The following is a 23,750-nucleotide window of genomic DNA, read 5'->3' on the forward strand; positions in this document are numbered from 1 at the left end:
TTACTCCGCAGGTCCCGCGTAATCACTGACGATCTCGTCGAGGGCTGGCCGCGGGCGATCGGACAGCTCCCCTTTATAGGTGCCGATATGGATGAAGCCGACGACGCGCTCGTCCGACTTCAGCCCGAGCAGGCGACGCCCTTCCGGATGATCGGAATACCAGTTGGAAATCCAGTTCGCGGCATAGCCCAGGCCATTGGCTGCCAGAATCAGGTTCATCGCCGCAGCACCGCCAGACAGGAACTTCTCCCAATCGGGGATCCTCGGATGCGGCTTGGGCACCGACACGACGCCGATCACCAGCGGCGCGCGGGAGAATCGGCTGAGCTCCTGCTTGCGGCGCCCTTCTTCAAGCGGGCCTTCCAGCTGCTCCGCCAGGTCCGCCAGTTTTTCGCCAACGTCCACACGCGCCTGGCCGCGATACAGAATGAAGCGCCAGGGCGCGAGCCGGCCGTGGTCTGGCACGCGCGAGGCGATCCGCAGGATGGTTTCGAGCTCGGCGTCGGACGGAGCGGGCTCCGCGAGGTCTTTGATCGGAATGGACTTGCGGGTAGACAGAAAGTCGATGATGTCGGAAGACATGAAAAAATCTCCTGAAGCGATGGGAGGTGAGCTGCGTGCCTCAGCCGCAAAATGTCTGGGCCATGCTGTAGGGGAATCGTCTTGAAATTGCCACCGCGCCAATGTCCAAAGCAGGTCGGTGATCAGGGTCAAACCGTCGTGACATGATGAAAACAGCACTGCGTTCCACAACCCTGGGCGTTGCCCTTGTGGCTATGGTCATGAGCAACGCCTTTGCGCAGCAAGGTGGCGGGCTTGGTGAACCGGGCGGCGCTCAGATCGACGGCGACCCCGGCGTGCCATCGGAAGGTCATAGCGGTCGTCGACCTTTGTTCGGAGCGTCGGACGCCGTTGCAGATCCCTCAGATGCCGATGGCTTTCCCGACGCGCCGCTGGCCACGCCAGGATTCGGCGGCGAAGAACCCGCAGCGGTGCTTCCCGATGTGAAGCTGCCGGGCATCAACAATTATGCGCCTGCAAACCAGCAGACGCCGTTGGCGACCGGTGATCTCGGCGAGATCACGTTGGAAGCGCAGCTGACCGAGAACGCCAAGGAAATCCCCCGCGGTCTGGTGTGGCGGGTGTTTCGGCCCGACGCCGATGCGGACGGCAAGCTGCCGATGGTTGCTTCGGCACAAGGCGGCACGAGCGTGTTTCAGCTGGAACCCGGCAGCTACCTCGTTCACGCAGCCTACGGCCGCGCAGGCGTGACCAAGCGCATCACCGTGACCCGCGAGCCGAAGCGCGAAAATCTGGTGCTCGATGCGGGCGGTTTGAAGCTCGATGCCGTGTTGTCGGGCGGCATGCGTATTCCCTCGGACAAGCTGCGCTTTTCGATCTTCGACAGCCATTCGGATGCCACTGGCGAGCGGGCGCTGATCATTCCCGATGTCAGCCCGGGCACCGTCGTGCGGCTGAACGCCGGCACCTATCACGTGGTTTCCACCTACGGCACGGTGAATGCCGTGATCCGCTCGGACATCCGCGTCGAAAGCGGCCAGCTGACCGAAGCGACGGTCGAGCACAAGGCGGCGCAGATGACGATGAAGCTGGTGCGCGAAGTCGGTGGCGAGGCCATTGCCGACACGGCTTGGTCGGTGGTCACCGGTTCCGGCGATATCGTGCAGGAAAATGTCGGCGCCTTCGCTTCGATGGTGCTGGCAGAAGGCACCTATACGGCCGTGGCACGCAACCGCGATCGCATCTACAGCCGCGACTTCACGGTTGTCGCCGGCCGCAATCAGGATGTGGAAGTGCTGGCCACCGAAGGCCAGCCGGCAAGTCCTGCCGAAGCGACCGAGTAAGCACGCCTTAACGGCGTAGCACAGACACAGCCAACAGCGTAACGAGGCTGCTGCGCATGATCCTTTCATGCCCAGCAGCCGGGACAGGCTTATGAAGCCTGCGTGATGGTCGGACGACCCTTAGTCCGCCAGACGTGCGAGGTCGGGCGGTGTGGCTTCGGCAACCAGCATGGCCAGCGCTTCATCCAGCGACATCGCCGACTGATCGCGCGAACCGAGACGGCGGATGTTCACCGCCCGCTCTTCGGCTTCGCGCTTACCGCAAACGAGGATCACCGGCACCTTGGCCAGACTGTGCTCGCGCACCTTGTAGTTGATCTTCTCGTTGCGCAGATCGAGCTCGGTCAGAAGACCAGCCTTCTTCAGCACCTTCTGCACTTCGCGGGCGTAATCGTCGGCTTCGGAGGTGATCGTGGCGACAACCACCTGCACCGGCGCGAACCACAGCGGCATATGGCCGGCGAAGTTCTCGATCAGGATGCCGAGAAAGCGCTCCATTGAACCACAGATCGCGCGATGGATCATCACCGGCTGCTTCTTCTCGGAATCCGAGCCGATATAGAAGGCGCCGAAGCGTTCCGGCAGGTTGAAGTCGACCTGCGTGGTGCCGCACTGCCATTCGCGGCCGATCGCGTCCTTCAGCGTGTATTCGAACTTCGGTCCATAGAACGCGCCCTCACCCGGCAGAATGCCGGTCTTGATCTCGGGCGACTGCGCCTCGATCGTCTTGAGCACATCCATCATCACGCTTTCGGCGCGATCCCAAAGCGCATCAGAACCGACGCGCTTTTCAGGCCGCGTCGAGAGCTTGATCGTGATGCTTTCGAAGCCGAAATCCTTATAAACGGACAGGATCAGGTCGTTGATCGCCAGGCACTCTTCCGCCATCTGCTCGTCGGTGCAGAAGATGTGTGCGTCATCTTGCGTGAAGCCGCGCACGCGCATCAGACCGTGCAGCGCGCCGGATGGCTCGTAGCGATGCACCGCGCCGAATTCCGCAAGCCGGATCGGGAGTTCACGATAGGACTTCAAGCCGTGCTTGAAGATCATCACATGGCCGGGGCAGTTCATCGGCTTGAGGGCGAAGACGCGTTCGTCCTCGGTTTCTTCAGCCGCGACCGTGACCTGGAACATGTTGTCGCGATACCAGCCCCAATGGCCGGAGGTCTCCCACAGACTGTGATCGAGCACCTGCGGCGCGTTCACCTCCTGATACTCGCCTTCCAAACGGCGGCGCATATAGCTGACGAGGTTCTGGAACATCTTCCAGCCCTTGGCGTGCCAGAAAACAACGCCGGGACCTTCTTCCTGGAAGTGGAACAGGTCCATCTCGCGGCCCAAGCGGCGATGATCGCGCTTTTCGGCTTCTTCCAGCACATGCAGATAATGGTCGAGCTGTTCCTGCGTCGCCCAAGCCGTGCCGTAGATGCGCGTCAGCATCGGGTTGTTGGAATCACCGCGCCAATAAGCACCGGCGACCTTCATCAGTTTGAAGGCCGTGCCGATCTGGCCCGTGGACGCCATGTGCGGCCCGCGGCAGAGATCGAACCAGTCGCCCTGATAATAGATCTTGAGGTCTTGGCCTTCAGGGATCGCGTCAATCAGCTCGACCTTGTAGGCCTCGCCCTTGTCGACAAAGACCTGCTTGGCGCGGGCACGATCCCAAACTTCGCGCGTGAACGGCTTGTTGCGCTGGATGATCTCTCGCATCTTCTTCTCGATGACCGGGAAGTCATCGGGCGTGAAAGGCTCCTTGCGGGCGAAATCGTAATAGAAGCCGTTTTCGATCACCGGTCCGATCGTCACCTGCGTATCGGGCCAAAGCTCCTGCACCGCTTCCGCGAGCACGTGCGCGGTATCATGGCGGATCAGTTCCAGCGCGCGTGGATCATCACGCGTCAGGATCTCGATCTTGCCGGACGAGCCGAGCGGTTCGCTGAGATCGCGCACCGTGCCATCGACGGCATAGGCGACGGCCTTCTTGGCAAGCGACTTCGAGATCGACTCGGCCAAGGCGGCACCGGTCGCCGCAGCGTCGTAGTCGCGCACGGAGCCGTCGGGGAATGTAAGGGAAACCTGGGACATGCTGTTCTCCATCTATCCAGTCCCGCATACGAACGCGGGTGGTCGCGCGCCATGTCAGGGCGCAGCGCGCATGTAGCGGGCGAAAGCGGATGCGTAAAGCCTAGTCGGTCCCGCGCGGCTTGCGTCCGAACCGCCAAAGGCGCCACGGCGTCCATGGAGAGGCGCGCGATCCGAGGTCATCCGGCACAACATCAATGCCATGCGTACCGCCCGGACCGCAGCGCACCACGCGAAACAGGGACAACCAGCCGCCCGACCAAAGGCCATGCCGCGCAATGGCTTCATAGGCATATTCCGAACAGGTCGGATAATGCCGGCAGCCATGGCCAACAAAGCCCGACAGGGTCAGCTGATAAAGGCGCACAAAGCCGGTGCCGAACAAACGGCCGGGCGTGCGGCGCCAAGGGGCGGAGAAGTTACGGGATCTGCTCGCCGGCATCGATCAGGATCGGCTCTAATTGGCTGCGCATTTCTGGAATGCTCATCGTGGCTGTTTCCCACAGCGTCTTGTGCGAAATGGTCTCGTAACCGTGTACGAGAATATGGCGGATACCGACTGCCTTCCGCAATTTCAGTTGGTCGGCACTATCCGCGAACTCAGGGTACTTCCGCACAATGCCGTTTGATACCTCACCGACGAGTTCGATCGCCTTTGACAGTGCGAGTTGCTCGATCTCGCCAGTGCTCAGGGTCTGGTACGTCATTTCTTGTGTGACACGCTCAACGCGCAGGCAGGCTTCGTGCAAGCCGACCAAACGATCTACCAGTCCTTCTGGTAAGAAACCGTCACTCATAGTGGCTTGAAGGATCGCTCAAGACGGCGGAAGACGCGCTCGGAAAAATCTTTCTCGGAGTGAACATCCACAGGTGCACCGACTTTGTCGGCAAGATCCTGGCCGAGTTGGGCCATGTCGAACAAAGTCATGACCCCGCCCACTGAAACCACGATATCCAGATCGCTCGCTTCCGTGTCCTCGCCGCGCGCGACTGACCCGAACACCCGCGGGTTGCTCACCGGATATTTGGCCAGGATCGCCAGAACCTGATCCCGATGCTTCGCCAGCGCTTCGGAGGGACGCATTGCGGGGTTCCTCAGGCGGCCTTGCCGGCTTCAGCGCGTTCGATCTGGTCGATCGCGTCGACAACGGCATCGAAGGTGAGCATGGTGGAGGCGTGGCGGGCTTTGTAGTCGCGCACAGGCTCCAGATATTTCAGATCTTCGAAGCGCCCTTCCGGCGGCCTGCCGTTGTCCTTCAGCATGGCGTGCATGGATTGGCGCAGGACGCGCAGCTCTTCGGCTGTCGAGCCGACAACATGCTGCGCCATGATGGCCGAGGAGGCCTGACCGAGCGCGCAGGCCTTCACGTCATGGGCAAAGTCGGTAACGACGCCATTGTCCATGCAAAGGTCGACAAGCACTGTGGAGCCGCAGAGTTTCGAATGCGCCTTTGCCGTCGCATGCGGCGCGGCAAGGCGACCCGTTCGGCCGATATTGCCGGCGAAACCCAGGATTTTCTCGTTGTAGACTGCATCGATCATGTTGTTTCTCCGCAGCGGCGCAGCTTGAGCATGGTTTGCCGCGCGAACGCCTTCCTTTCGCGTTCGGCCCTCCATATATAGGAGCACGGTTCATAAAGCGGCAAGCACAAGAGACATCAGCTGCTTTTCGAACCCAAACCGCCGCATTCGGCCGGAGTGTTTGCTCCCGCATAACCGAACTCGGGCAGTTATCCGTTTAACTCGTCCCTTCCGCGAAAGGGACTACGGGAGACGCCTTATGGACGCCGTTCTGAAATCCCTTCCCATCCGCTCTTCGAGCGACCTCAAGCGCCCGACACAGGCTGAAGTCGAAGCAGCGATCCGCACGCTCCTGCTTTGGACCGGCGACAATCCCGAGCGCGAAGGCCTGCTCGACACGCCGATGCGCGTCGCCAAGGCGTATAAGGAGATGTTCGACGGCTACAACAAGGATCCGGCCGAAGAGCTCGGCCGCACCTTCGAGGAGGTCGAAGGCTACAAGGACATGGTGATCGAGCGGGACATCCTGTTCCACTCGCATTGCGAACACCACATGGTGCCGATCATCGGCCGTGCCCATGTCGGCTATCTGCCGGAAGGCAGGGTCGTCGGCCTATCGAAACTGGCGCGCGTGGTCGATATTTTTGCGCATCGCCTGCAAACGCAGGAAGCCATGACCGCACAGGTGGCCAATACGATCCAGGATATCCTGAAGCCGAAGGGCGTCGCGGTGATCGTGGAAGCCGAGCATATGTGCATGGCCATGCGCGGCATCCGCAAGCAGGGCGCGACCACGCTGACATCGACCTTCACGGGTGTGTTCGCCGACAGCCCGGAAGACCAGATCCGCTTCATGACCCTGCTGCGTACCAGCACCAAGGCTTGAGATGAGCGGTCCCGTTTTTCCCGCCCCACCCCGCGACAAGAACGAACTGGAAGAAGGCGCGGTGTTATCGCCGCGCTTCAACAGCGATGGCTTGGTTACGGCGGTTGTGACCGATGCGCGTGACGACCACCTTCTGATGGTGGCCCATATGAACCCGCAGGCGCTTCAGCTGACGCTCGACACAGGCATTGCCCATTACTGGTCACGGTCACGCAATCAGCTTTGGAAAAAGGGCGAGACCTCCGGCAACACGCAGCAGATCAAGGAAATCCGCGTCGATTGCGATCAGGACGCGCTCTGGCTGCGGGTGACGGTGGATGGCGACGGGCTGACCTGCCACACCGATCGTCGAAGCTGCTTCTATCGAACGATAGACCGCGATGAGCGTGGCGTGCGTCTCCGCTTTTCGACCGAAGGCTGACCGCACCTCCGAAGCGTTTTCATGCAATGTTCATGACGGCTTGCGCATAATCGTGGGATCATGGACCAAATCGTTCCTCCCGCTGCCCTGATCCAGGTTCCTTCCCCGAAGCGGCAAGGCATCGCCCTGGCGCTTGGCGGCGGTGCTGCACGTGGGTGGGCACATATCGGCGTCCTGCGGGCGCTGGATGAGGCTGGCATTGCGGTTGGCATGATCGCCGGCACCTCGATCGGCGCGCTGGTTGGCGGCTGCTATCTCGCCGGCAAGCTGGACGAGCTGGAAGCCTTCGCGCGCAGCCTGACCAAACGCCGCATCTTCGGCCTTCTTGATCTCCGGCTGGGCGGCAACGGCCTGTTCGGCGGCATGAAGCTCGATGCGCGGCTGCAGGAACATCTCGCCGGCAAGACGTTCAAGGACCTGACCAAGCCGTTCGTGTGTGTTGCGGCCGAAATCCGAACCGGACATGAGATCTGGCTCAACGATGGCTCGCTGGTGACGGCGATGCGGGCATCCTATGCCCTGCCCGGCGTGTTCGAGCCGGTGCCGTGCAATGGCCGCGTGCTGGTGGATGGCGCGCTGGTCAATCCCGTCCCGGTCTCGGTCTGCCGTGCTTATGAGCAGCCGCTCGTGGTGGGTGTGAACCTGCATTACGACCTGTTTGGCCGCGCCGCCGTGATCAAGCACAGCGCGGGTGAACTGGTGATCGCACGCGATGCGCCGCGTCCGCAGCATGCGGCGACACCGCCGACCGGACGCGAGTCGCGCCTGGGCGTCACCGGCGTGATGGTTGAAGCGTTCAACATCATTCAGGATCGGCTGTCGCGCTCCCGCTTGGCCGGAGATCCGCCGGATCTCTCCTTGCAGCCGAAGCTCGGCCACATCGGATTGTCGGAATTCCACCGCGCCGACGAGGCGATCCGGATCGGCTACGAGACCGCCAAAGCTCAGGCAACCGAGTTGCTGCGCCTGCAAAGTGTCATGGTTTGAGCGAGGGTTCTGCCGCATCCATGATGCGGAATTGAACGCTGCGGCTGCCGTTCCAGTAATTGGCTGACAGAGAACCGGCTAGATGGATGGTCTTGCCGATGCTGCGCTTCAGGAAGATGCCGAGATCGCTTTCCGCAACGCGGAAGGCCATGCCGGACAGCTGACCGCCGCTTTGCGAGCGGACCTGAACGCGCAGATGTCCGCCATTGCCGACCTCACGCACATCGGCGATGCGATGGCGCGGCAGGACGACAACGGGATTGGCATGGCCGGCACCGAAAGGCCCAACCTTTTCAAGCGCATCCAGCATGGTGAAGTTCGCGCCTTCGGCTGAAAGCGCGCCATCCACGGCAAGCGTTTCGTCGGCGCGCAAGCTATGAACGTCGCTGGCGCGCTCTTCGAAGAAGGCCCGCAATTCGCCGAGCTTGGCGCGCTCCAGCGTCAAACCGGCTGCCATCGCGTGGCCGCCGCCCTTCACCAGGATGCCTGAATCGACCGCTTCGCGGACCAGTTTGCCTATGTCGAAGCCCGGAATGGACCTTCCGGAACCCGATCCAACGCCATTCGGATGAAAATGGATGGCGAAACTCGGCCGTCTTGCATGTTCCTTCAAGCGTGCGGCGATCAGGCCCACGATGCCCGGATGCCACTTGTCGCTCGCGGTCACCAGAACGGCCGGACCCTGGCCGCCGATCAGCTCGGCATCGGCCTCGGCGCGCGCTTGGGCGAGCATCTCCTGTTCCATGGCCTGACGTTCGGCGTTCAAACGATCGAGCGTTTCGGCGATCTTCTGCGCCTCCACCGGATCCCCGGTGGACAGCAGCCGGCTGCCGAGCGCGGCATCGCCGATGCGACCGCCGGCATTGATGCGTGGGCCGATCAGAAAGCCGAGATGAAAGACGTTGAGCGGTTCGCCGATGCGCGAAACGCGCGCCAGGATCGACAGGCCGGAGCTCTGGTTCTGCCGCGCGACGATCAGGCCCTTGGCGACAAAGGCGCGGTTGACGCCGATCAGCGGCACCACATCGCAGATCGTGGCGAGCGCCACGAGGTCGAGCATGTCGAGGAGATTGGGCGGTGTCTTGCCGCGGGCACGCAGAAGCTTGGCGACCTGCACCAGCGTGACGAACACGACGCCGGCAGCGCAAAGATGGCCCTGCCCCGACAGATCGTCCTCGCGGTTCGGGTTCACCACCGGCGTTCCGGCTGGCAGTTCGCCGCCGACCTGGTGGTGGTCGAGCACGACGACATCCGCGCCGGCTTCATTGGCCGCTTCGATCGAAGGCGCGCTGTTGGTGCCGCAATCGACGGTGACGATCAGCTTGGCGCCGCGACTGACGAGCTCGCGCATGGCATCGGGATTGGGGCCATAGCCCTCGAAGATGCGGTCCGGAATGTAGATTTCGGACGGAATGTTGAAATGGTCGAGGAAGCGCTTCATCAGCGCCGAGGACGACGCGCCGTCCACATCGTAGTCGCCAAAGATCGCAACGCGTTCGCCCCGTTCAATCGCGTGTGCGATGCGCTCGGCGGCTGGCTCCATGTCGGTGAAGCTTGCCGGATCGGGCAGCAAGGCGCGGATCGTTGGATCAAGGAAGCTGAGCGCGGTTTCGGCCGTAACCCCGCGACCGGCGAGAACGCGCGCAACGAGATCCGGCACCCCATGGCCCTGCGCGATCGCAAGCGCCAGATTTTCTTGCCTTTCGTTCAGCCGGTGTTCCCAGGCCAAGCCGTTGATCGAACGGCGAACGTCCAGAAAGTGCCTGCGGTTGGGAGTTTTACGCAACGAGTCCATCATCGCGTTCATATAAGACCTCGCAGGCGTTCACGATCAGAATTTGTCGAGGTCCTGATGTCGCGCCTTGATTTCGCGTACCGTGCCGGACGAAGAGCGCATGACGATCGTGTGGGTCTGGATGGAATCGCGACCGAACTTGACGCCGGACAGGAGGTTGCCGTCCGTCACGCCGGTTGCTGCGAACAGCACGTCGCCGCGCGCCATGTCTTCCGTGTGATAGACCTTCTGCGGATCGGAAATGCCCATCGTCGCAGCGCGGGCGACCTTTTCCTCTGAGTTCAACAACAAACGCGCCTGCATCTGTCCGCCGATGCAGCGCAACGCTGCCGCCGCCAGAACGCCCTCCGGCGCACCGCCCGAACCGAGATAGATGTCGATGCCGGTTTCATCGGGATCGGTGGTGTGGATCACGCTCGCCACATCTCCGTCGCCGATCAGGCGGATGGAAGCGCCGGTTGCGCGCACCGCTTCGATCAAACGCGCATGGCGCGGGCGATCGAGAATGCAGGCGGTGATTTCATGAACCGGCACGCCCTTGGCCCTGGCAACGGCCTCGATGTTCTCGACCGCCGGCGCATCGATGTTGATGATCCCTTGGGGGTAGCCGGGTCCGACCGCGATCTTGTCCATGTAAACGTCGGGCGCATAAAGCAGACTGCCGCGTTCAGCGATGGCGATGACGGCCAGCGAATTGGGCAGGTTCTTGGCGCAAATTGTCGTGCCTTCGAGCGGGTCGAGCGCGATGTCGACTTCCGGACCTTCCTTCGTGCCGACTTCCTCGCCGATATAAAGCATTGGCGCTTCGTCGCGCTCGCCCTCGCCAATCACCACCGTGCCCTTGATCGGCAGACGGTTGAGCTCGGAGCGCATGGCGTCGACGGCGACCTGATCGGCAGCCTTTTCATCGCCGCGCCCCCGCAAACGGGCAGCGGCCACGGCGGCGCGCTCGGTGACGCGAACGAGTTCCAGAGTGAGGATGCGGTCGAGGCCGGCGAATTTTGCCATCGTGCGGAGTTCCCAAAGGAGCTGAGTGCGGTTCCATCCGACCGCAGCTGTCAGGCTTCCTTTTGGCGCAGCCCTGTGTCCGCTGCAAGACGACAGCGGACGCTTCGCGGCGGCGATGCAGTATTAATCGATTGAGCCGATTGGCTTTTTATTCGGCGCGCTCGATGCGGATCACCTGCGCCTTGTCGGTGAGGTGTCCGTCTTTGGTAATGCCGTCGACGGCGCGGCGCACCGCCGCTTCCGTGGTTTCATGCGTCACCAGAACCACCGTCTTCACATCACTGTCGAGACCGCTGTCGGCCTGCTGCACGATCGATTCCAGCGAAATATCGGCGTCGGCCATACGCTTGGCGATGGCTGCGAAAACGCCGGTGCGATCATGCACGGTCAGGCGGATGAAATAGCCGCCGGCATGCGAGCGCATCTTCGCCTTCTTGTAGGGCTTGAGCTCCTTGGCGGGACGGCCGAACACCGGTCCGTGCTGGAAGCCGGGCTGGCTCTTGGCGATGTCGGCAATGTCGCCGATCACGGCCGATGCCGTGGCATTGCCGCCGGCGCCGGGACCAACCAGCAGAAGATCGCCCAAAATGTCGCTCTGGATCGCCACTGCATTGGTGACGCCATGCACCTGCGCGATCACCGACTGGGTCGGCACCATGGTCGGATGGACGCGCTGTTCGATGCCGCTATCGGTGCGCACGGCAACGCCGAGCAGCTTGATGCGATAACCGAGGCTGGCGGCAGCGCGAATATCGGCCTGGCTGATATTGCTGATGCCTTCGAGATAGATGTCCTCGGAGGCGATCTTGGTTCCGAAGGCAAGGCTCGTCAGGATCGACAGCTTGTGCGCGGTATCGTTACCCTCGATGTCGAAGGTCGGATCGGCTTCGGCATAGCCAAGGCGCTGTGCATCGGCCAGACAATCCTCGAACGACAGGCCTTCGGCTTCCATGCGGGTCAGGATGTAGTTGCAGGTGCCGTTCATGATGCCGAACACGCGCGACACGCTGTTGCCGGCCAGCGCTTCGCGCATGGTCTTGATCACAGGAATGCCGCCAGCGACCGCCGCTTCGTAGTTGAGCAGGACGCCCTTCTTCTCGGCCGCTTCCGCGAGGTTCACGCCATGCTTCGCTAGAAGCGCCTTGTTGGCGGTCACGACATGGCGGCCGGCCTCGAGTGCGGCCTTGATCGCGTCGCGCGCCGGCCCCTCGTCGCCGCCCATCAGCTCCACGAAGACGTCGATGTCGGCGGTCTTGGCCAGCGCGACCGGATCGTCGAACCATTGGGCACCGGACAGATCGACGCCGCGATCGCGGCCTTTGCTGCGGGCCGAAACGGCCGTCACGCTGATCGGACGGCCGCACTGGCGCTGCAGCTCCGCAGCCTTATCCGAAAGCACCCGCATAACCGAGGCACCCACAGTTCCAAGGCCAGCGATGCCGACGCGCAATGCTTCCGTCATGTCAAAACGTCCTAAACCAAAAAGAGGGGCTCAGCGGCGAGCGCTGAGCGGTATCACATTGTCGAAACGGCCTTCGGCGCTCGCCTGCAGGAAGCGCTTGATGTTGCGGGCAGCCTGACGGATGCGGTGTTCGTTTTCCACGAGCGCCAAGCGCACATAATCGTCACCATGTTCGCCGAAACCGATGCCCGGCGCCACCGCCACATCGGCATGCTCGATCAGGAGCTTGGAGAATTCCAGCGAACCCATGGCGCGGTACTGCTCGGGGATCGGCGCCCAAGCAAACATCGTGGCAGCGGGCGGCGGAACGTTGAAGCCGGCGCGACCGAAGGATTCCACCATCACGTCACGACGCTTGCGATAGATGGAGCGCACTTCCTCGATGTCCGAGCCATCGCCGTTCAGCGCGGCACTGGCCGCGACCTGGATCGGCGTGAAGGCACCGTAATCGAGATAAGACTTCACCCGCGTCAAAGCCGAAATCAGCCGCTCGTTGCCGACGGCAAAGCCCATGCGCCAGCCCGGCATCGAGAACGTCTTCGACATCGAGGTGAACTCGACGGCCACGTCGATCGCACCCGGCACCTGCAGGATGGACGGCGGCGGCGTGTCGTCGAAGAAGATCTCGGCATAGGCCAGATCGGAAAGCAGGATCAGGTCGTTCTTCTTCGCGAAATCAACGACATCCTTGTAGAAGTCGAGCGTCGCGACATGCGCGGTCGGGTTCGACGGATAGTTGAGGATCAGCGCGATCGGCTTAGGGATCGAATGCTTCACCGCGCGTTCCAGCGCCGGAATGAAGCTCGCATCGGGCTCCGCCTGGATCGAGCGGATCACGCCGCCCGACATGATGAAGCCGAAGGCATGGATCGGATAGGTCGGGTTCGGGCAGATCACGACATCGCCCGGCGCAGTGATCGCCTGCGCCATGTTGGCGAAGCCTTCCTTCGAGCCAAGCGTTGCGACGACCTGCGTGTCCGGGTTCAGCTTCACGCCGAAACGGCGGGCGTAATAGTTCGCCTGGGCGCGACGCAGGCCGGGAATGCCCCGCGACGAGGAATAGCGATGCGTGCGCGGATCGCGCACCGTATCCACCAGCTTATCGACGATCGCCTGCGGCGTCGGGAGATCGGGATTGCCCATGCCGAGATCGATGATGTCGATGCCCTTGGCGCGCGCGTCCGCCTTCAGTCGGTTGACCTGCTCGAAAACATAAGGCGGCAGCCGCCGGACCTTGTGGAACTCTTCCATGGTAGATCTCGCAAACGAAGGAACGCGATGTCTTCGGCTCTATACCGAATCCACCGCTGGGTCGAGGAAAGACGGCGGCGGGAAGGTTACTGGGCGGCTTCCGCCGAGATGGCCTGCAGCGTGTTGTTGCCATGGGTCGCGCCGATGCGGCGAAGCTCGTCGGGCGTCGGCACGCTGCGCGCCGCAGCCGCGTTGGTGCGGCTCATGCGCCCTTGCGTGGAACGCAGATCGGCAAGCAGGGCGGCGCTTTCTTCCGGCGAAAGCTGTGCGGCCGCAGCGGTCGGACGACGGTTCAGGTTCGGAAAGGCGCCCGTGTTCTGAACGCTGGTGACCTGCGATGCAGAGTCCGCGGTAACGGAAGCGCGGCGGGCCCGTGCTTCCTGTGCAGCCCTTTGCTGCGCCGCATCCTGCGTGTTCGACGGCGCAAGCGTGGCGGAGCCGGGTTGCGGCAAGGCGGCAGGCTGGGCAACCGGCGCCATCGCATTCGTCACGTCGCCGGTCGTGCAACCGGCAAGAACGAGCGTCGCCAGTGCGGCAACGGCGATGGAAACCGTGGAAGCGGAACGAGCGGATGCGAAAGAACGGCCGACGGTCATGAAATCTCCCCATCCACCCTTAACAGGGGCAAGGTCTGGTTGGACCGCTATGGTCGTCCCATGATAATGTGTCAAGAAGACGCTCGGGAGGAGCACGCCCTCATGACGGAAAGGCCGGAACGAAGCGAAACGGAGAACACTGGCGGTGCAGCCGGGTTCAAGCCTTTCGACCAGGCTTCCGTTGACCCGTTTCTCATCAAGAACCCGGAACATTTCGCGCTCAATCTCGCGCGCATGATCGAGGAAGCCGGCAAGGCCGCTGCCGCCTGGGCCGGTCCGCGCGAGCGTGGCGAACTGCCGCCTGCCTCGGGCGAACCGATGTCTGACATGGTGCGCACCTTTTCCAAAGTAACGGAATATTGGCTGGCCGAGCCGTCGCGCGCCTTTGAAGCACAGACGAAGCTTTTCGCCGGCTTCATGGGGATCTGGGCGAACTCGCTGCAAAAGCTGAACGACGCTGCGACGCCCGACATCGTGCCGCTCGACGAAAGGGACAAGCGCTTCCAGGATCCGGACTGGAGCCGGCACGCCTTCTTCGACTTTCTGAAGCAGGCCTATTTCATCCTGTCGCGCTGGGCAGCCGACCTCGTGGATCAGGCAGCCGATCTCGATCCGGCAACGCGACAGAAGGCCAACTTCTACGTCAAGCAGATCGCCAGCGCGATTTCGCCGTCGAACTTCGTTCTGACCAACCCGGAGCTGTTCCGTGAAACGGTGGCGTCCAACGGCGAGAACCTGGTGCGCGGCATGCGCATGCTGGCCGAAGACATTGCGGCCGGCAGGGGCGAATTGAAGCTGCGGCAATCCGATGCCAAGCAGTTCCGCGTCGGCGAAAACATCGCGACCACCGAAGGCAGCGTGATCGCGCGCAACGATCTGGCCGAAATCATCCAGTACGCGCCCTCCACCGACACGGTGCTGAAGCGCCCGCTGCTGATCGTGCCGCCCTGGATCAACAAGTTCTACATCCTCGACCTCAACCCGCAGAAGTCGTTCATCCGCTGGGCGATTGGCCAAGGGCATACGGTGTTCGTGATCTCCTGGGTCAATCCGGACGAGCGCCACGCCGAGCTTGGCTGGGAGGATTATATCCGCGACGGCATTCAGCTCGGCCTGGACCAGGTGGAACAGGCGACCGGGGAGCGCGAGGTGAATGCGATCGGCTATTGCGTCGGCGGAACGCTGCTGGCCGCAGCCCTCGCTCAGCAGGCGCAGGAAGGCGACAACCGCATCCGGTCGGCCACCTTCTTCACCACGCAGGTCGATTTCACCCATGCAGGAGACCTCAAGGTCTTCGTCGATCCCGAGCAGATCATGGCCGTTGAAGCCGCGATGAACGCGCGCGGCTTCCTCGATGGCACAAAAATGGCGACCGCCTTCAACATGCTGCGCGCCGGCGACCTGATCTGGCCCTACGTCGTCAACAACTATCTGCGCGGCAAGGAGCCCCTGCCCTTCGACCTGCTCTATTGGAATTCGGACTCGACGCGCATGACGGCGGCGAACCATTCCTTTTATTTGCGCAACTGCTACCTCGATAACCGGCTGTCGCGCGGCGAGATGAAGCTGAACGGCCGAACGCTGTCGCTGCAGGACATCACCATTCCCGTTTACAATCTGGCGACGCGCGAAGACCACATCGCGCCGGCCCGCTCCGTATTCGAAGGCTCGCAGTTCTTCGGCGGACCGGTTGATTATGTCATGGCGGGTTCGGGACATATCGCGGGCGTCGTCAACCCGCCTGCCGCCAACAAATACCAGTTCTGGACCGGCGACAAACCGGCGGGCGCTTTCGACGACTGGGTCGCCCGTGCCGAGCCGCATGCGGGCTCGTGGTGGCCGCATTGGCATGCCTGGATCGAGCAGCGCGACGATGCCCGGGTCGCCGCTCGCAAGCCTGGCACAAGCACGCCCATCTTAGGTGCAGCACCAGGTACTTACGTTCATGGTAAAGATTGATCGAACTTCAGCATCATCTCACCTTGCTGAACCATGATCTCGCCTTATTTCGTGAATAGCCGAATGATCGGAGTTGTTTCCAAGGTTGGTTCTTCTGGAGAGGGGAATCGGCTGTTAGTCTCAGGGGCATGCCGATGCCGGGCCGGAATCGACCGAAAGGAATCCGCTTTGACAGCTAAGACGCCACGCGCGGCTGTTCTTCCAATTCGTTGTGTCTCGGCACTTCTATTTTCCGTTTTGATGGCGTCATGCAGCGCCACATCAAGCGATCCCACACTTGGTCTCGCAGCCACGTCATCGGTCGATGACTCGATGGCGCGAACCAACTCGCTCGCTGGCGAGCAGGATGCCTACATCCAGGCCGCCGAACCTGCGGCGGCTCCGGCACCAAAGCCAGCCGCCAGCCCGGTCGCTGCGGCCGAGAGCCAGGACGACGCGCTTCCCGCAACGGTCGCCTTTGCGGGCGAAGACACATCGCTGTCGCGCTCTGCCATAGCCGGCTTTGCGCAAACGAGCGACGGCATCCCGAGCCTTGCTTCGGCAACGCTGACGGTCCCGGCGGCCAAGCCGAAGCCTGTTGTTCAAGAACAGCCGAAAGCTGCGGAAGTTCCCGCTGAACAGGCACCTTCCGCAGAGACCGCCGCTCAGGTAGTTGCTGCCGCGGCACCTGAGGCTGCCCCTGCTCAATCCAGCCCATCGATCGAAAACCGAGTCGGCAATGCCCATGCGACGAGCCCGGCCGTGGTGGCCCGTCCTGTCGTCATGGCATCGGCTCAGCCTGCCAACGAGAAGCGCGGCTTCCTGTCGGGCTTCTTCAGCTCCAGCAAATCCGACAACGCACCTGCCCCGATCCGCGAAGCGGCCAATGCGCCGATGATCGCGCAGAAGGCAGCAGCCGTGAGCAGCGCCTCGCCCGCAAAAGCGGAACCAAAGGTTCAACTCGCATCGATCTCGCCCAGCGAAGCCACCGGCTCGACGCGCAACGACAGCGAAGGCAGCCTGCCCGGCGTGCGCACCAGCGCCTTGTTCGAGATCTCCCGCAAGTCCGGCATCAACGACGACAGCGACGTCGACGTGCATGAAGGCGAAGAATCACCGGTGCGCGTGGCATCGGCCGCCGGCATGGCACGTCTCGCACCCAACGGCCTGCTGAAGCAGACGGCCGATGTCGATACGGCCTGCTTGAAGCCATCGCTGGTTCGCGTGTTGAAGACCGTTGAGCAACATTACGGCAAGAAGGCCGTCGTGACCTCCGGCTACCGCGATCCATCGCGCAACAAGCGCGCACGCGGCGCTCGTAACTCGCTCCACATGTACTGCGCTGCAGCCGATGTGCAGATCGAAGGCGTCAGCAAGTGGGAACTCGCTTCCTATGTCCGGTCGATGCCGGGACGCGGCGGCGTGGGCACCTATTGCCACACGGATTCGGTCCATATCGACGTCGGACCGGAGCGTGATTGGAACTGGCGCTGCAGCCGCAAAAAATAATCGGGAAAACTTCTTCAAAGTGTCAAAAGGTGGGTTGCCGGTTTCGAAAACCCCGACTATAAGCCACCTCGTTCCCCGCGCCCATCGTCTAGCGGTCTAGGACGCCGCCCTTTCACGGCGGAAACACGGGTTCGATTCCCGTTGGGCGTGCCACTCCTTTTCCTAGAAAAGGCAGTGGCTTAGGAGCTTCTCCTACAGATAGATTGCAGCTTTCCGGATCAGTATCCGACCCTCTAGGGGCCAGGTCGCTACGGCGGCTATCATCCGCTGAAAACATGCCTGCGCTTCCCTCCTGCTTCGGCATGCGAGCGCTCTCGTTTCCCAGTCAGTCAGTCAGTCACTTCACGCCACCTCGGCGAACGGCTTTGGCTTCGCTTCTTTGGGCTCCTCGAAAACTAATTTCCGTGCCTTGTTAGAGCAAGGCTTTCGCGACTCAGGCGCATTGGCCAGCGTCGATCCGCGATAGGCAGGTCGGAACATGCGATGAGCCTTGGCGCCTCTCTAGGAAGAGTAAAGCGGCACCTTAGCGATCCCTTCGCTTAGGCGGATAGCCAGGGCCTGCAGGCCGCGATGACAAGATGGCGGCTCTGCGCTCACATCCATGCCCTTGCCCATCACGATCGCCACCAAGCGTCACCAATCACATCCTCATGGCTCTGGTGGCGGCCTCCCCAAAACCCGGCAGAAACAAAAAAGCGAGCAGCTCGTCGGAGCAGCTCGCTTTTTCAATTCGGAGTAAAACCTTGGACGCTTAGGCAGCCGCAGAGGCTGATGCTGCCGCCTTGGTGCGGGCTTTCGGCTTGCGCTTCGGTTTGGCCGCCGCAGGAACGGCAACTTCTGCCTCCGCAGCTTCCTTGGCCATACGCGCTTCACGCAGCTTGCGTGTCTTGGCTTCGCGCGCATCGACTTCCGCCGACATGATCTGGTTAGCAGCCCTGGTTGTCGCTTCGGCTTTGTCAGCCTTTGAGGCGTTGCTTCTCGGGACGGCAACGGATTCGGACATGGAATTCTCCCTGTGTCTCTTGAAAAAGAAACTAGAGCGGTTCCGACATTAATCCACAGCGCTCAGCCAGATAAAACAAACAAGAACGCCAGCGGCTGCTTGCGAAGGAATAGACGCCGAAAACAAAAAAGGCCGGGCTGAACCCGACCTTCTCGTCAATCACCTCAATAAAACCTGCCAGTACATCCGTGGTCAGGCTTCAGAAGCAATCCTTATGCTGCGGACAGGTTGTCAGCAGCGACCTTACCGGTGCGGCGGTCGTTGACGGCTTCGAAGTTTACCTTCTGGCCTTCCATGAGCGTGCGCATACCAGCGCGCTCAACAGCCGAGATGTGAACGAACACATCATTGCCGCCCTCGTCCGGAGCGATAAAACCAAAACCCTTGGTGGTGTTGAAGAACTTAACTGTTCCAGTAGTCATGACGGTATATCTCCCGTTCGCGTTCGTTCAGAACACGTGTTCCGAACGTAGTCATCACCGATGTCGAAGGGAATTTCGTCAGGAGCGCCGAAGCGCCAACAAAGTTCGTCAACCAAGATCGATTTGACCGTTATAGACAGATATTGAAGCAAGAACAAGGCGAATATCAAAAATCGAAATTAAGAATTTCCGCCGGTGTTCCGCTCTTCCATCCATATTGAGAAAAGCAAAAAGGTCGGCAAATGCCGACCTTCTCTCCATGCTTCTACACCAATGCCGGTACATCCGCGGTCATCAGTGGAAGACATGACTGCCATATAGGTCGCTTTTTACGACATTCCAGTGACAGCGCCCGATTTTTAAAATCGCCGGCCCGATGCCGGGCAGCTGCCGTGGCGAGGAACAAGTGGTCGCGCTGGCGACTTAGAGGGTTTCGCATCCAGCGGCAGAAGGATCTGAACCCCATGAAGGCTCTTACCTGGCACGGCAAACACGACATTCGGTGCGAAAGCGTGCCGGACCCGAAGATCGAGCAGCCACGCGACGCGATCATCAAGGTGACGTCCTGCGCGATCTGCGGCTCGGATCTGCATATCTATAATGGCGTCATTCCCGAAATGCACAGCTGCGACGTCATCGGCCATGAGGCAATGGGCGAGGTCGTGGAAGTGGGCTCCGAGGCTGGTGATCTCAAGGTCGGCGATCGTGTCGTGGTTCCTTTCACCATCGCCTGTGGCGAATGCTTCTTCTGCAAGCGCGGATTTCACTCGGGCTGCGAACGCTCAAACCCCGACAGTGACAAGGCCTCGAAGATCTGGGGCAACTCGCCCGCAGGCCTGTTCGGCTATTCGCATCTGCTCGGTGGCTATGCCGGCGGCCAGGCCGAATATCTTCGCGTTCCCTATGCGGATTTCGGTCCGATCAAGGTGCCCGGCGGCATGACGGACGAACAAGCGCTGTTCCTGTCCGACATCTTCCCGACCGGCTACATGGCGGCCGACTTCTGCAACATCCAGCCGGGCGATACGATCGCGATCTGGGGCTGCGGTCCCGTTGGGCAGATGGCGATCCGCAGCGCGTTTCTGCTTGGCGCCGAGCGTGTGATCGCGATCGACACGATCGAGGAACGCCTTGAAATGGCGCGCAAGGGAGGCGCCGAGACGCTCGATTTCCGCAAGGAAGACATCTACGAGCGCATCATGGATCTGACGAAGGGGCGCGGCGCGGATGCCTGCATCGACGCTGTCGGCACCGAACCCCTGATGAGCTCGGGCCTGGATGCGGTGATCGATCGCGTCAAAGTCGCGACCTTCATGGGTACGGATCGCCCGCATGTGCTGCGACAGGCCATCCACTGCACGCGCAACTTCGGCACGGTGTCGATCGTCGGCGTTTATGGCGGCTTTCTCGACAAGATCCCGTTCGGCTCGGCCATCAATCGTGGCCTGACCTTCCGCATGGCGCAGACGCCGGTGCAGTCCTACTTGCCGCAGCTCATGAAGCGCATCGAAAACGGCGAGATCGACCCCTCCTTCGTCATTACGCACACGGCCAGCCTCGAAGAAGGGCCTGCTTTGTACGACACGTTCAACAACAAGAAGGACGGCTGCATCAAAGTCGTTCTGAAGCCGTAAGGAGCAGGACAATGGCAGGCAGCAACAAACTGGCCGTGATCACCGGCGCATCTACCGGCATCGGCTTCGAACTCGCCAAGATCTGCGCCGCAGAAGGCTATGACCTGATCGTCGCCGCCGACGAAGCCCAGATCGAAGACGCTGCGGACCAGTTCCGGCGCTCGGGCGGTGACGTGAAGGCGTTGCAAACAGATCTTGCGACACTGGAAGGCGTCGACCGCCTTTATGAGCTCGTGAAGGCAGATGGCCGTCCCGTCGATGTCTTGATGGCCAATGCCGGCCGCGGGCTTGGCCACGGCTTCCTCGATCAGGATTTCAACGAGATCCAGCATGTGGTCGACACCAACGTGACCGGCACGATCTATCTCGTTCACAAGATCGGAAAGGACATGCGCACGCGCAACGAAGGCAAGATCCTGTTCACGGGATCGATCGCCGGCTTCATGCCCGGCGCCTTCCAGGCCGTCTACAACGCCACCAAGGCCTTCGTGGACAGCTTCGCCTTTGCCCTGCGCAACGAATTGAAAGACACGGACGTCACCGTCACATGCCTGATGCCGGGACCAACGGATACCGAGTTCTTCGAGCGCGCGGACATGATGGACACCTCTGTGGGTCAGGCCAAGAAGGACGATCCGGCCATGGTGGCCCGCACCGGCTATGATGCCATGATGCGCGGCGACGGCGATACCGTGAGCGGCTGGAAGAACAAGCTTCAAAGCGCGATCGCCACCGTGACGCCTTCCGGCTTGCTGGCCGAAGCCCATCGCAAGATGGCAAAGCCTGGCAGCGGCAGCAGCTGACGCGAGGCTGACCGAAACACGTCGCGCTGCCGGAACATAGTTCAAGCATGGCGTGTTTCTTTAGCCCGACGCCACCCGGCGGCCGGGAACAGGGAGCAGGTCATGGACAGGGAAGACAAGATCAAGGCGCGTGCGCAGGCGATCTGGGAGCAGGAAGGTCGACCGGAAGGGCGATCCGCCGATCATTGGGAGCGCGCCGAGCGCGAGATCGATTCGCAGGCCGCAGAACAAGGCGGCAACGAGGAAACCGGCGCGGCTCTGGCCAGCACGGCAGCGCAATCCGACGCTGTCGCCTCACACGCGCAACACAACGCCTCATCCGCGCAAGACGATGCCCGTCTGCAGGAAGGCGAAGAAGGCAGTGCGCAACTGCATGAAGACGTCACCGGCTCGCCCAAGCCGCAGCCGCTCGGCAAAAAGAAAGCCAACCGCCGCTAAGACATGGGTCGGCTTTGCAGGCGACATGCAAAAGGGCTCCTTCGCCAGACCGGCCAAGGAGCCTTTTGCTCATCTGCTTCTTAGAGCGTGCGCTCGCGTTGAAGCTTTTCGTCAATAAACGCTTCTTCCGGCGGCTCCGAATCCACAGGAGCAACACCTTCGGACGTCCGTACCGATTCCGACGTCTTGTCCATCGGCTCGGTCAGGCCGTAAGGCTTCCTCGGTCGATCGCCTGGATCGCCGGTATCTGGAAATTTCGCGAACTCGTCATTGCCGGTGCTCGGCATGAGCTTTTCCGCCTGGGGTTCGCGCAGATCGCGGTCGTTTCGATTGTGGTCACTCATGGCTGTACCTCCACAGACGCAACACGCCTGATGGGCTCACGGTTCCAAGCCGCAGCACGGACGAATGATCGACAAACAAAAACGGCGGGCACTGGGTGCCCGCCGTTGAATTAAATGGATCGCTCTACGCGATCCAGTCGCGTGAACGCGTATTTACTTCGAAACGCGATCGAACAGGCCGAGACCGCTTTCGTTGCGGGTGTCGGACGGAACGCCGGTCGGGTTGTCGGTCGACGAACGGATCGTGCGCGGCTCGTTGTTCGTGGTCGAAGCCGTGGTCATACGGTCATACGAGCCGTAAGCCGGTGCAACGGTGTCATTCACCTGACGATTGAAAACGCCACCCTGATCAAAGGGGGCGGCATGGCCCTGGCGTGCAGTGTTGGCAACCTGGGCGGAAGCTGCACCAGCGGAAATTGCGAGGGCAGCGGCAGCAATAGCTAAAATCTTGGTATTCATAACAAAATATCCTTAGGCTTTGTTCTTATTGGGCCAACAACTGGCCACGATGCAGAAATGGCCTCGCCCCCCTGTTTTCACCAGAAGCGATCTGCTTGACGGTATGGCACCCTACCGTGAACAATGTAGCTGGCTTACGGTCTTGAACTCGACTCGCTGCACTCCCAAGGAAAAGGATGGCTACTCGGCAGCCCAACGTTGTTCCGGCTGGGTTTCTGCCGTTTTGTCTGCCACCAGAACGGATGTCTGACGCTGGCGAGCGGGCAAGGTGATGTCGTTGCGCTGTCGCGGCAGGGCTTCCGGCGCTTCTTCCTGAAGAAAGGCGATCAGCTTTTCGCGCACTTCGCAGCGCAGATCGAAGGCGGTGGGTGCGTTGCGGGCGCTCACCAGCACGCGCACCTGCATCGTGCGCTCCGTGGTTTCCACCACTGCGAGATTGATGACGCGCTTGTCCCAAAGCGGCGACGCCTGCGCGATCTCAGTCAGCTTTTCGCGAATGCGCCCGAGCGGTGCCTGGTAATCGAGGTAAAGCATCACCACGCCGATCAGGGAGGCGTTCTCTCGCGTCCAGTTCTGAAAGGGCTGCTCGATGAAATAGCGCAGCGGCACGATCAAGCGTCGCCAGTCCCACACCTTGACCACGACATAGGTCGCAGTGATCTCCTCGATCGTCCCCCACTCGCCTTCCACGATGACCGCATCGTCGATGCGGATCGGCTGGGTGACGGCAAGTTGGAGGCCGGCAAAGAGGTTGGAAAGCACCGGCTGCGCCGCCAGGCCGACGATGACGCCGGCCGCACCGCCGGCCGCAAGCAGGCTGACCCCGTATTGCCGAACGGACTCGAACGTCATCAGCGCGATGGCTGCCGTGACGACAACCAGAACGAACACAAGCGCGCGGCGCAGAATGTTGGCCTGTGTCAGGTGTTTGCGGGCCAGCAGGTTATCTTCGACATCGATGCGATAGCGGCGCAGGTGCAGTGCAACGGCAAGATCCAGCGCCTTGATGGCAACAAGCCCAACCAGGCAGATGAAAGAGGCGGTCAGCAGCTTGCCGATCATCGCCTTGACCGACCAGTCGAAGGGCGCAAACGGCAGAGAAATCGCTACGGCAATGTTGATCAGCGCCCAGCGGATCGGAGCCTTGGTCTTCGCCAGCAGCCTGTGCCCGAACTGGTACTCATTCGGCAGCAAAGCGCTGATCGCGCGCAGAACGAGACCGTGCAGCGAGATGGCGACAAGGGCGGCGAAAACAAGCAGGCCTATCCCGACCACCCAGCCCGGCAGCCAATTGAGCCTCGCGATGATGTCGTTCATGGCGACTTC

25 protein-coding genes and 1 tRNA gene are annotated in these 23,750 nt (G+C 61.6%); 10 read left to right on the forward strand and 16 right to left on the reverse strand.

Annotated elements, in window-relative coordinates; all coding sequences use genetic code 11:
* Nucleotides 1-582 (reverse strand): nitroreductase family protein, encoded by a 582-nt coding sequence (locus JYU29_RS07995; protein WP_213984130.1) that lies wholly within the window; start codon nucleotides 580-582, stop codon nucleotides 1-3.
* A gap of 200 nt (nucleotides 583-782) precedes the next feature.
* Here JYU29_RS07995 and JYU29_RS08000 point away from each other — a divergent pair, with 200 nt between their 5' ends.
* Nucleotides 783-1,865 (forward strand): hypothetical protein, encoded by a 1,083-nt coding sequence (locus tag JYU29_RS08000; protein WP_250157213.1) that lies wholly within the window; start codon nucleotides 783-785, stop codon nucleotides 1,863-1,865.
* Between the two features lie 120 nt (nucleotides 1,866-1,985).
* On the opposite strand, the gene thrS is transcribed toward JYU29_RS08000, so the two are convergent.
* From thrS to JYU29_RS08025, 5 genes are all read right to left on the reverse strand, one after another.
* Nucleotides 1,986-3,950 (reverse strand): threonine--tRNA ligase, encoded by a 1,965-nt coding sequence (gene thrS, locus JYU29_RS08005; RefSeq protein ID WP_431192830.1) that lies wholly within the window; start codon nucleotides 3,948-3,950, stop codon nucleotides 1,986-1,988.
* 100 nt (nucleotides 3,951-4,050) lie between these two features.
* Nucleotides 4,051-4,389 carry a membrane protein insertion efficiency factor YidD gene (yidD, locus tag JYU29_RS08010; RefSeq protein WP_213984132.1) on the reverse strand — a complete coding sequence of 113 codons (339 nt, stop codon included), beginning with the start codon at nucleotides 4,387-4,389 and terminating at the stop codon, nucleotides 4,051-4,053.
* Complete coding sequence (locus JYU29_RS08015) at nucleotides 4,367-4,744, reverse strand: HepT-like ribonuclease domain-containing protein (RefSeq protein WP_213984133.1); 378 nt, start codon at nucleotides 4,742-4,744, stop codon at nucleotides 4,367-4,369. Before JYU29_RS08015 ends, yidD begins: the two co-directional genes overlap by 23 nt.
* Nucleotides 4,741-5,031, reverse strand: coding sequence for a nucleotidyltransferase family protein (locus JYU29_RS08020; RefSeq protein WP_213984134.1), 291 nt, complete (start codon nucleotides 5,029-5,031; stop codon nucleotides 4,741-4,743). The genes JYU29_RS08015 and JYU29_RS08020 overlap by 4 nt, the downstream gene beginning before the upstream one ends.
* Nucleotides 5,032-5,042: 11 nt before the next feature.
* Nucleotides 5,043-5,489 carry an iron-sulfur cluster assembly scaffold protein gene (locus JYU29_RS08025; RefSeq protein WP_213984135.1) on the reverse strand — a complete coding sequence of 149 codons (447 nt, stop codon included), beginning with the start codon at nucleotides 5,487-5,489 and terminating at the stop codon, nucleotides 5,043-5,045.
* Between the two features lie 238 nt (nucleotides 5,490-5,727).
* On the opposite strand from JYU29_RS08025, the gene folE reads away from it, so the two are divergent.
* From folE to JYU29_RS08040, 3 genes are read left to right on the forward strand one after another with little or no spacing between them, the layout of a single operon-like run.
* The gene (folE, locus tag JYU29_RS08030) at nucleotides 5,728-6,354 is read left to right on the forward strand and encodes a GTP cyclohydrolase I FolE (protein WP_213984136.1); all 627 of its coding nucleotides are present in this window, start codon (nucleotides 5,728-5,730) and stop codon (nucleotides 6,352-6,354) included.
* A gap of 1 nt (nucleotide 6,355) precedes the next feature.
* Nucleotides 6,356-6,775, forward strand: coding sequence for a phosphoribosyl-AMP cyclohydrolase (hisI, locus tag JYU29_RS08035; protein WP_213984137.1), 420 nt, complete (start codon nucleotides 6,356-6,358; stop codon nucleotides 6,773-6,775).
* A gap of 60 nt (nucleotides 6,776-6,835) precedes the next feature.
* The gene (locus JYU29_RS08040; protein WP_213984138.1) at nucleotides 6,836-7,762 is read left to right on the forward strand and encodes a patatin-like phospholipase family protein; all 927 of its coding nucleotides are present in this window, start codon (nucleotides 6,836-6,838) and stop codon (nucleotides 7,760-7,762) included.
* On the opposite strand, the gene recJ is transcribed toward JYU29_RS08040, so the two are convergent.
* The 5 genes from recJ to JYU29_RS08065 form a co-directional block, all read right to left on the reverse strand.
* On the reverse strand, nucleotides 7,752-9,557 hold the full coding sequence (gene recJ, locus JYU29_RS08045) for a single-stranded-DNA-specific exonuclease RecJ (RefSeq protein ID WP_213984329.1): 1,806 nt from the start codon (nucleotides 9,555-9,557) through the stop codon (nucleotides 7,752-7,754). The genes JYU29_RS08040 and recJ overlap by 11 nt on opposite strands.
* Nucleotides 9,558-9,593: 36 nt before the next feature.
* Nucleotides 9,594-10,565, reverse strand: a complete 972-nt coding sequence (glpX, locus tag JYU29_RS08050) for a class II fructose-bisphosphatase (RefSeq protein WP_213984139.1) — start codon at nucleotides 10,563-10,565, stop codon at nucleotides 9,594-9,596.
* 148 nt (nucleotides 10,566-10,713) lie between these two features.
* Nucleotides 10,714-12,027: a homoserine dehydrogenase gene (locus JYU29_RS08055; protein ID WP_213984140.1), complete on the reverse strand. Its 1,314-nt coding sequence runs from the start codon at nucleotides 12,025-12,027 to the stop codon at nucleotides 10,714-10,716.
* Nucleotides 12,028-12,057: 30 nt separating this feature from the next.
* Nucleotides 12,058-13,278 (reverse strand): LL-diaminopimelate aminotransferase, encoded by a 1,221-nt coding sequence (locus tag JYU29_RS08060; protein ID WP_213984141.1) that lies wholly within the window; start codon nucleotides 13,276-13,278, stop codon nucleotides 12,058-12,060.
* Between the two features lie 86 nt (nucleotides 13,279-13,364).
* Nucleotides 13,365-13,874, reverse strand: a complete 510-nt coding sequence (locus tag JYU29_RS08065; RefSeq protein WP_213984142.1) for a hypothetical protein — start codon at nucleotides 13,872-13,874, stop codon at nucleotides 13,365-13,367.
* Nucleotides 13,875-13,976: 102 nt separating this feature from the next.
* Between JYU29_RS08065 and JYU29_RS08070 the strand changes: the two genes are divergently transcribed.
* The 3 genes from JYU29_RS08070 (at nucleotide 13,977) to JYU29_RS08080 (ending at nucleotide 17,474) form a co-directional block, all read left to right on the forward strand.
* Nucleotides 13,977-15,833: a PHA/PHB synthase family protein gene (locus JYU29_RS08070; protein ID WP_213984143.1), complete on the forward strand. Its 1,857-nt coding sequence runs from the start codon at nucleotides 13,977-13,979 to the stop codon at nucleotides 15,831-15,833.
* A gap of 312 nt (nucleotides 15,834-16,145) precedes the next feature.
* Nucleotides 16,146-17,321, forward strand: coding sequence for a YcbK family protein (locus tag JYU29_RS08075; RefSeq protein WP_250157215.1), 1,176 nt, complete (start codon nucleotides 16,146-16,148; stop codon nucleotides 17,319-17,321).
* Between the two features lie 77 nt (nucleotides 17,322-17,398).
* Nucleotides 17,399-17,474: transfer RNA gene (locus tag JYU29_RS08080), tRNA-Glu, on the forward strand.
* Between the two features lie 598 nt (nucleotides 17,475-18,072).
* Here the strand turns inward: JYU29_RS08080 and JYU29_RS08085 are convergent.
* Both JYU29_RS08085 and JYU29_RS08090 read right to left on the reverse strand, forming a co-directional pair.
* Complete coding sequence (locus JYU29_RS08085; protein ID WP_213984144.1) at nucleotides 18,073-18,324, reverse strand: hypothetical protein; 252 nt, start codon at nucleotides 18,322-18,324, stop codon at nucleotides 18,073-18,075.
* A 212-nt stretch (nucleotides 18,325-18,536) separates the two neighbouring features.
* The gene (locus JYU29_RS08090) at nucleotides 18,537-18,746 is read right to left on the reverse strand and encodes a cold-shock protein (RefSeq protein WP_213984145.1); all 210 of its coding nucleotides are present in this window, start codon (nucleotides 18,744-18,746) and stop codon (nucleotides 18,537-18,539) included.
* A 464-nt stretch (nucleotides 18,747-19,210) separates the two neighbouring features.
* Between JYU29_RS08090 and JYU29_RS08095 the strand changes: the two genes are divergently transcribed.
* The 3 genes from JYU29_RS08095 to JYU29_RS08105 all read left to right on the forward strand — a co-directional run bounded on the left by JYU29_RS08095 (nucleotide 19,211) and on the right by JYU29_RS08105 (nucleotide 21,621).
* Nucleotides 19,211-20,380, forward strand: coding sequence for a zinc-dependent alcohol dehydrogenase (locus JYU29_RS08095; RefSeq protein WP_213984146.1), 1,170 nt, complete (start codon nucleotides 19,211-19,213; stop codon nucleotides 20,378-20,380).
* Nucleotides 20,381-20,391: 11 nt separating this feature from the next.
* A complete protein-coding gene (locus JYU29_RS08100) occupies nucleotides 20,392-21,183 on the forward strand; it encodes an SDR family NAD(P)-dependent oxidoreductase (RefSeq protein WP_213984147.1) in 792 nt (263 codons plus the stop codon).
* Between the two features lie 102 nt (nucleotides 21,184-21,285).
* The gene (locus JYU29_RS08105; RefSeq protein ID WP_213984148.1) at nucleotides 21,286-21,621 is read left to right on the forward strand and encodes a DUF2934 domain-containing protein; all 336 of its coding nucleotides are present in this window, start codon (nucleotides 21,286-21,288) and stop codon (nucleotides 21,619-21,621) included.
* Nucleotides 21,622-21,701: 80 nt separating this feature from the next.
* On the opposite strand, the gene JYU29_RS08110 is transcribed toward JYU29_RS08105, so the two are convergent.
* The 3 genes from JYU29_RS08110 to JYU29_RS08120 form a co-directional block, all read right to left on the reverse strand.
* Complete coding sequence (locus tag JYU29_RS08110) at nucleotides 21,702-21,965, reverse strand: hypothetical protein (RefSeq protein ID WP_213984149.1); 264 nt, start codon at nucleotides 21,963-21,965, stop codon at nucleotides 21,702-21,704.
* 153 nt (nucleotides 21,966-22,118) lie between these two features.
* The gene (locus JYU29_RS08115) at nucleotides 22,119-22,424 is read right to left on the reverse strand and encodes a hypothetical protein (RefSeq protein WP_213984150.1); all 306 of its coding nucleotides are present in this window, start codon (nucleotides 22,422-22,424) and stop codon (nucleotides 22,119-22,121) included.
* A gap of 180 nt (nucleotides 22,425-22,604) precedes the next feature.
* Nucleotides 22,605-23,741, reverse strand: coding sequence for a mechanosensitive ion channel family protein (locus JYU29_RS08120; protein WP_213984151.1), 1,137 nt, complete (start codon nucleotides 23,739-23,741; stop codon nucleotides 22,605-22,607).
* Nucleotides 23,742-23,750: the final 9 nt, after the last annotated feature.

The organism is Tianweitania aestuarii (assembly GCF_018457165.1).
Taxonomy (GTDB): Bacteria; Pseudomonadota; Alphaproteobacteria; order Rhizobiales; family Rhizobiaceae; genus Tianweitania; species Tianweitania aestuarii.

What these genes read in the sequence shown, in the direction of transcription:
- JYU29_RS08115 (WP_213984150.1), bottom strand. Translation starts at nt 22,424, where the DNA reads ATGAATACCAAGATTTTAGCTATTGCTGCCGCTGCCCTCGCAATTTCC.
- hisI (WP_213984137.1), top strand. Translation starts at nt 6,356, where the DNA reads ATGAGCGGTCCCGTTTTTCCCGCCCCACCCCGCGACAAGAACGAACTG.
- JYU29_RS08105 (WP_213984148.1), top strand. Translation starts at nt 21,286, where the DNA reads ATGGACAGGGAAGACAAGATCAAGGCGCGTGCGCAGGCGATCTGGGAG.
- JYU29_RS08095 (WP_213984146.1), top strand. Translation starts at nt 19,211, where the DNA reads ATGAAGGCTCTTACCTGGCACGGCAAACACGACATTCGGTGCGAAAGC.
- JYU29_RS08120 (WP_213984151.1), bottom strand. Translation starts at nt 23,741, where the DNA reads ATGAACGACATCATCGCGAGGCTCAATTGGCTGCCGGGCTGGGTGGTC.
- JYU29_RS08055 (WP_213984140.1), bottom strand. Translation starts at nt 12,027, where the DNA reads ATGACGGAAGCATTGCGCGTCGGCATCGCTGGCCTTGGAACTGTGGGT.
- JYU29_RS08100 (WP_213984147.1), top strand. Translation starts at nt 20,392, where the DNA reads ATGGCAGGCAGCAACAAACTGGCCGTGATCACCGGCGCATCTACCGGC.
- JYU29_RS08070 (WP_213984143.1), top strand. Translation starts at nt 13,977, where the DNA reads ATGACGGAAAGGCCGGAACGAAGCGAAACGGAGAACACTGGCGGTGCA.
- JYU29_RS08060 (WP_213984141.1), bottom strand. Translation starts at nt 13,278, where the DNA reads ATGGAAGAGTTCCACAAGGTCCGGCGGCTGCCGCCTTATGTTTTCGAG.
- recJ (WP_213984329.1), bottom strand. Translation starts at nt 9,557, where the DNA reads ATGGACTCGTTGCGTAAAACTCCCAACCGCAGGCACTTTCTGGACGTT.
- JYU29_RS08040 (WP_213984138.1), top strand. Translation starts at nt 6,836, where the DNA reads ATGGACCAAATCGTTCCTCCCGCTGCCCTGATCCAGGTTCCTTCCCCG.
- yidD (WP_213984132.1), bottom strand. Translation starts at nt 4,389, where the DNA reads ATGCCGGCGAGCAGATCCCGTAACTTCTCCGCCCCTTGGCGCCGCACG.
- JYU29_RS07995 (WP_213984130.1), bottom strand. Translation starts at nt 582, where the DNA reads ATGTCTTCCGACATCATCGACTTTCTGTCTACCCGCAAGTCCATTCCG.
- JYU29_RS08025 (WP_213984135.1), bottom strand. Translation starts at nt 5,489, where the DNA reads ATGATCGATGCAGTCTACAACGAGAAAATCCTGGGTTTCGCCGGCAAT.
- JYU29_RS08090 (WP_213984145.1), bottom strand. Translation starts at nt 18,746, where the DNA reads ATGACTACTGGAACAGTTAAGTTCTTCAACACCACCAAGGGTTTTGGT.
- JYU29_RS08000 (WP_250157213.1), top strand. Translation starts at nt 783, where the DNA reads ATGAGCAACGCCTTTGCGCAGCAAGGTGGCGGGCTTGGTGAACCGGGC.
- JYU29_RS08085 (WP_213984144.1), bottom strand. Translation starts at nt 18,324, where the DNA reads ATGTCCGAATCCGTTGCCGTCCCGAGAAGCAACGCCTCAAAGGCTGAC.
- glpX (WP_213984139.1), bottom strand. Translation starts at nt 10,565, where the DNA reads ATGGCAAAATTCGCCGGCCTCGACCGCATCCTCACTCTGGAACTCGTT.
- JYU29_RS08110 (WP_213984149.1), bottom strand. Translation starts at nt 21,965, where the DNA reads ATGAGTGACCACAATCGAAACGACCGCGATCTGCGCGAACCCCAGGCG.
- folE (WP_213984136.1), top strand. Translation starts at nt 5,728, where the DNA reads ATGGACGCCGTTCTGAAATCCCTTCCCATCCGCTCTTCGAGCGACCTC.
- JYU29_RS08065 (WP_213984142.1), bottom strand. Translation starts at nt 13,874, where the DNA reads ATGACCGTCGGCCGTTCTTTCGCATCCGCTCGTTCCGCTTCCACGGTT.
- JYU29_RS08015 (WP_213984133.1), bottom strand. Translation starts at nt 4,744, where the DNA reads ATGAGTGACGGTTTCTTACCAGAAGGACTGGTAGATCGTTTGGTCGGC.
- thrS (WP_431192830.1), bottom strand. Translation starts at nt 3,950, where the DNA reads ATGTCCCAGGTTTCCCTTACATTCCCCGACGGCTCCGTGCGCGACTAC.
- JYU29_RS08020 (WP_213984134.1), bottom strand. Translation starts at nt 5,031, where the DNA reads ATGCGTCCCTCCGAAGCGCTGGCGAAGCATCGGGATCAGGTTCTGGCG.
- JYU29_RS08075 (WP_250157215.1), top strand. Translation starts at nt 16,146, where the DNA reads ATGGCGCGAACCAACTCGCTCGCTGGCGAGCAGGATGCCTACATCCAG.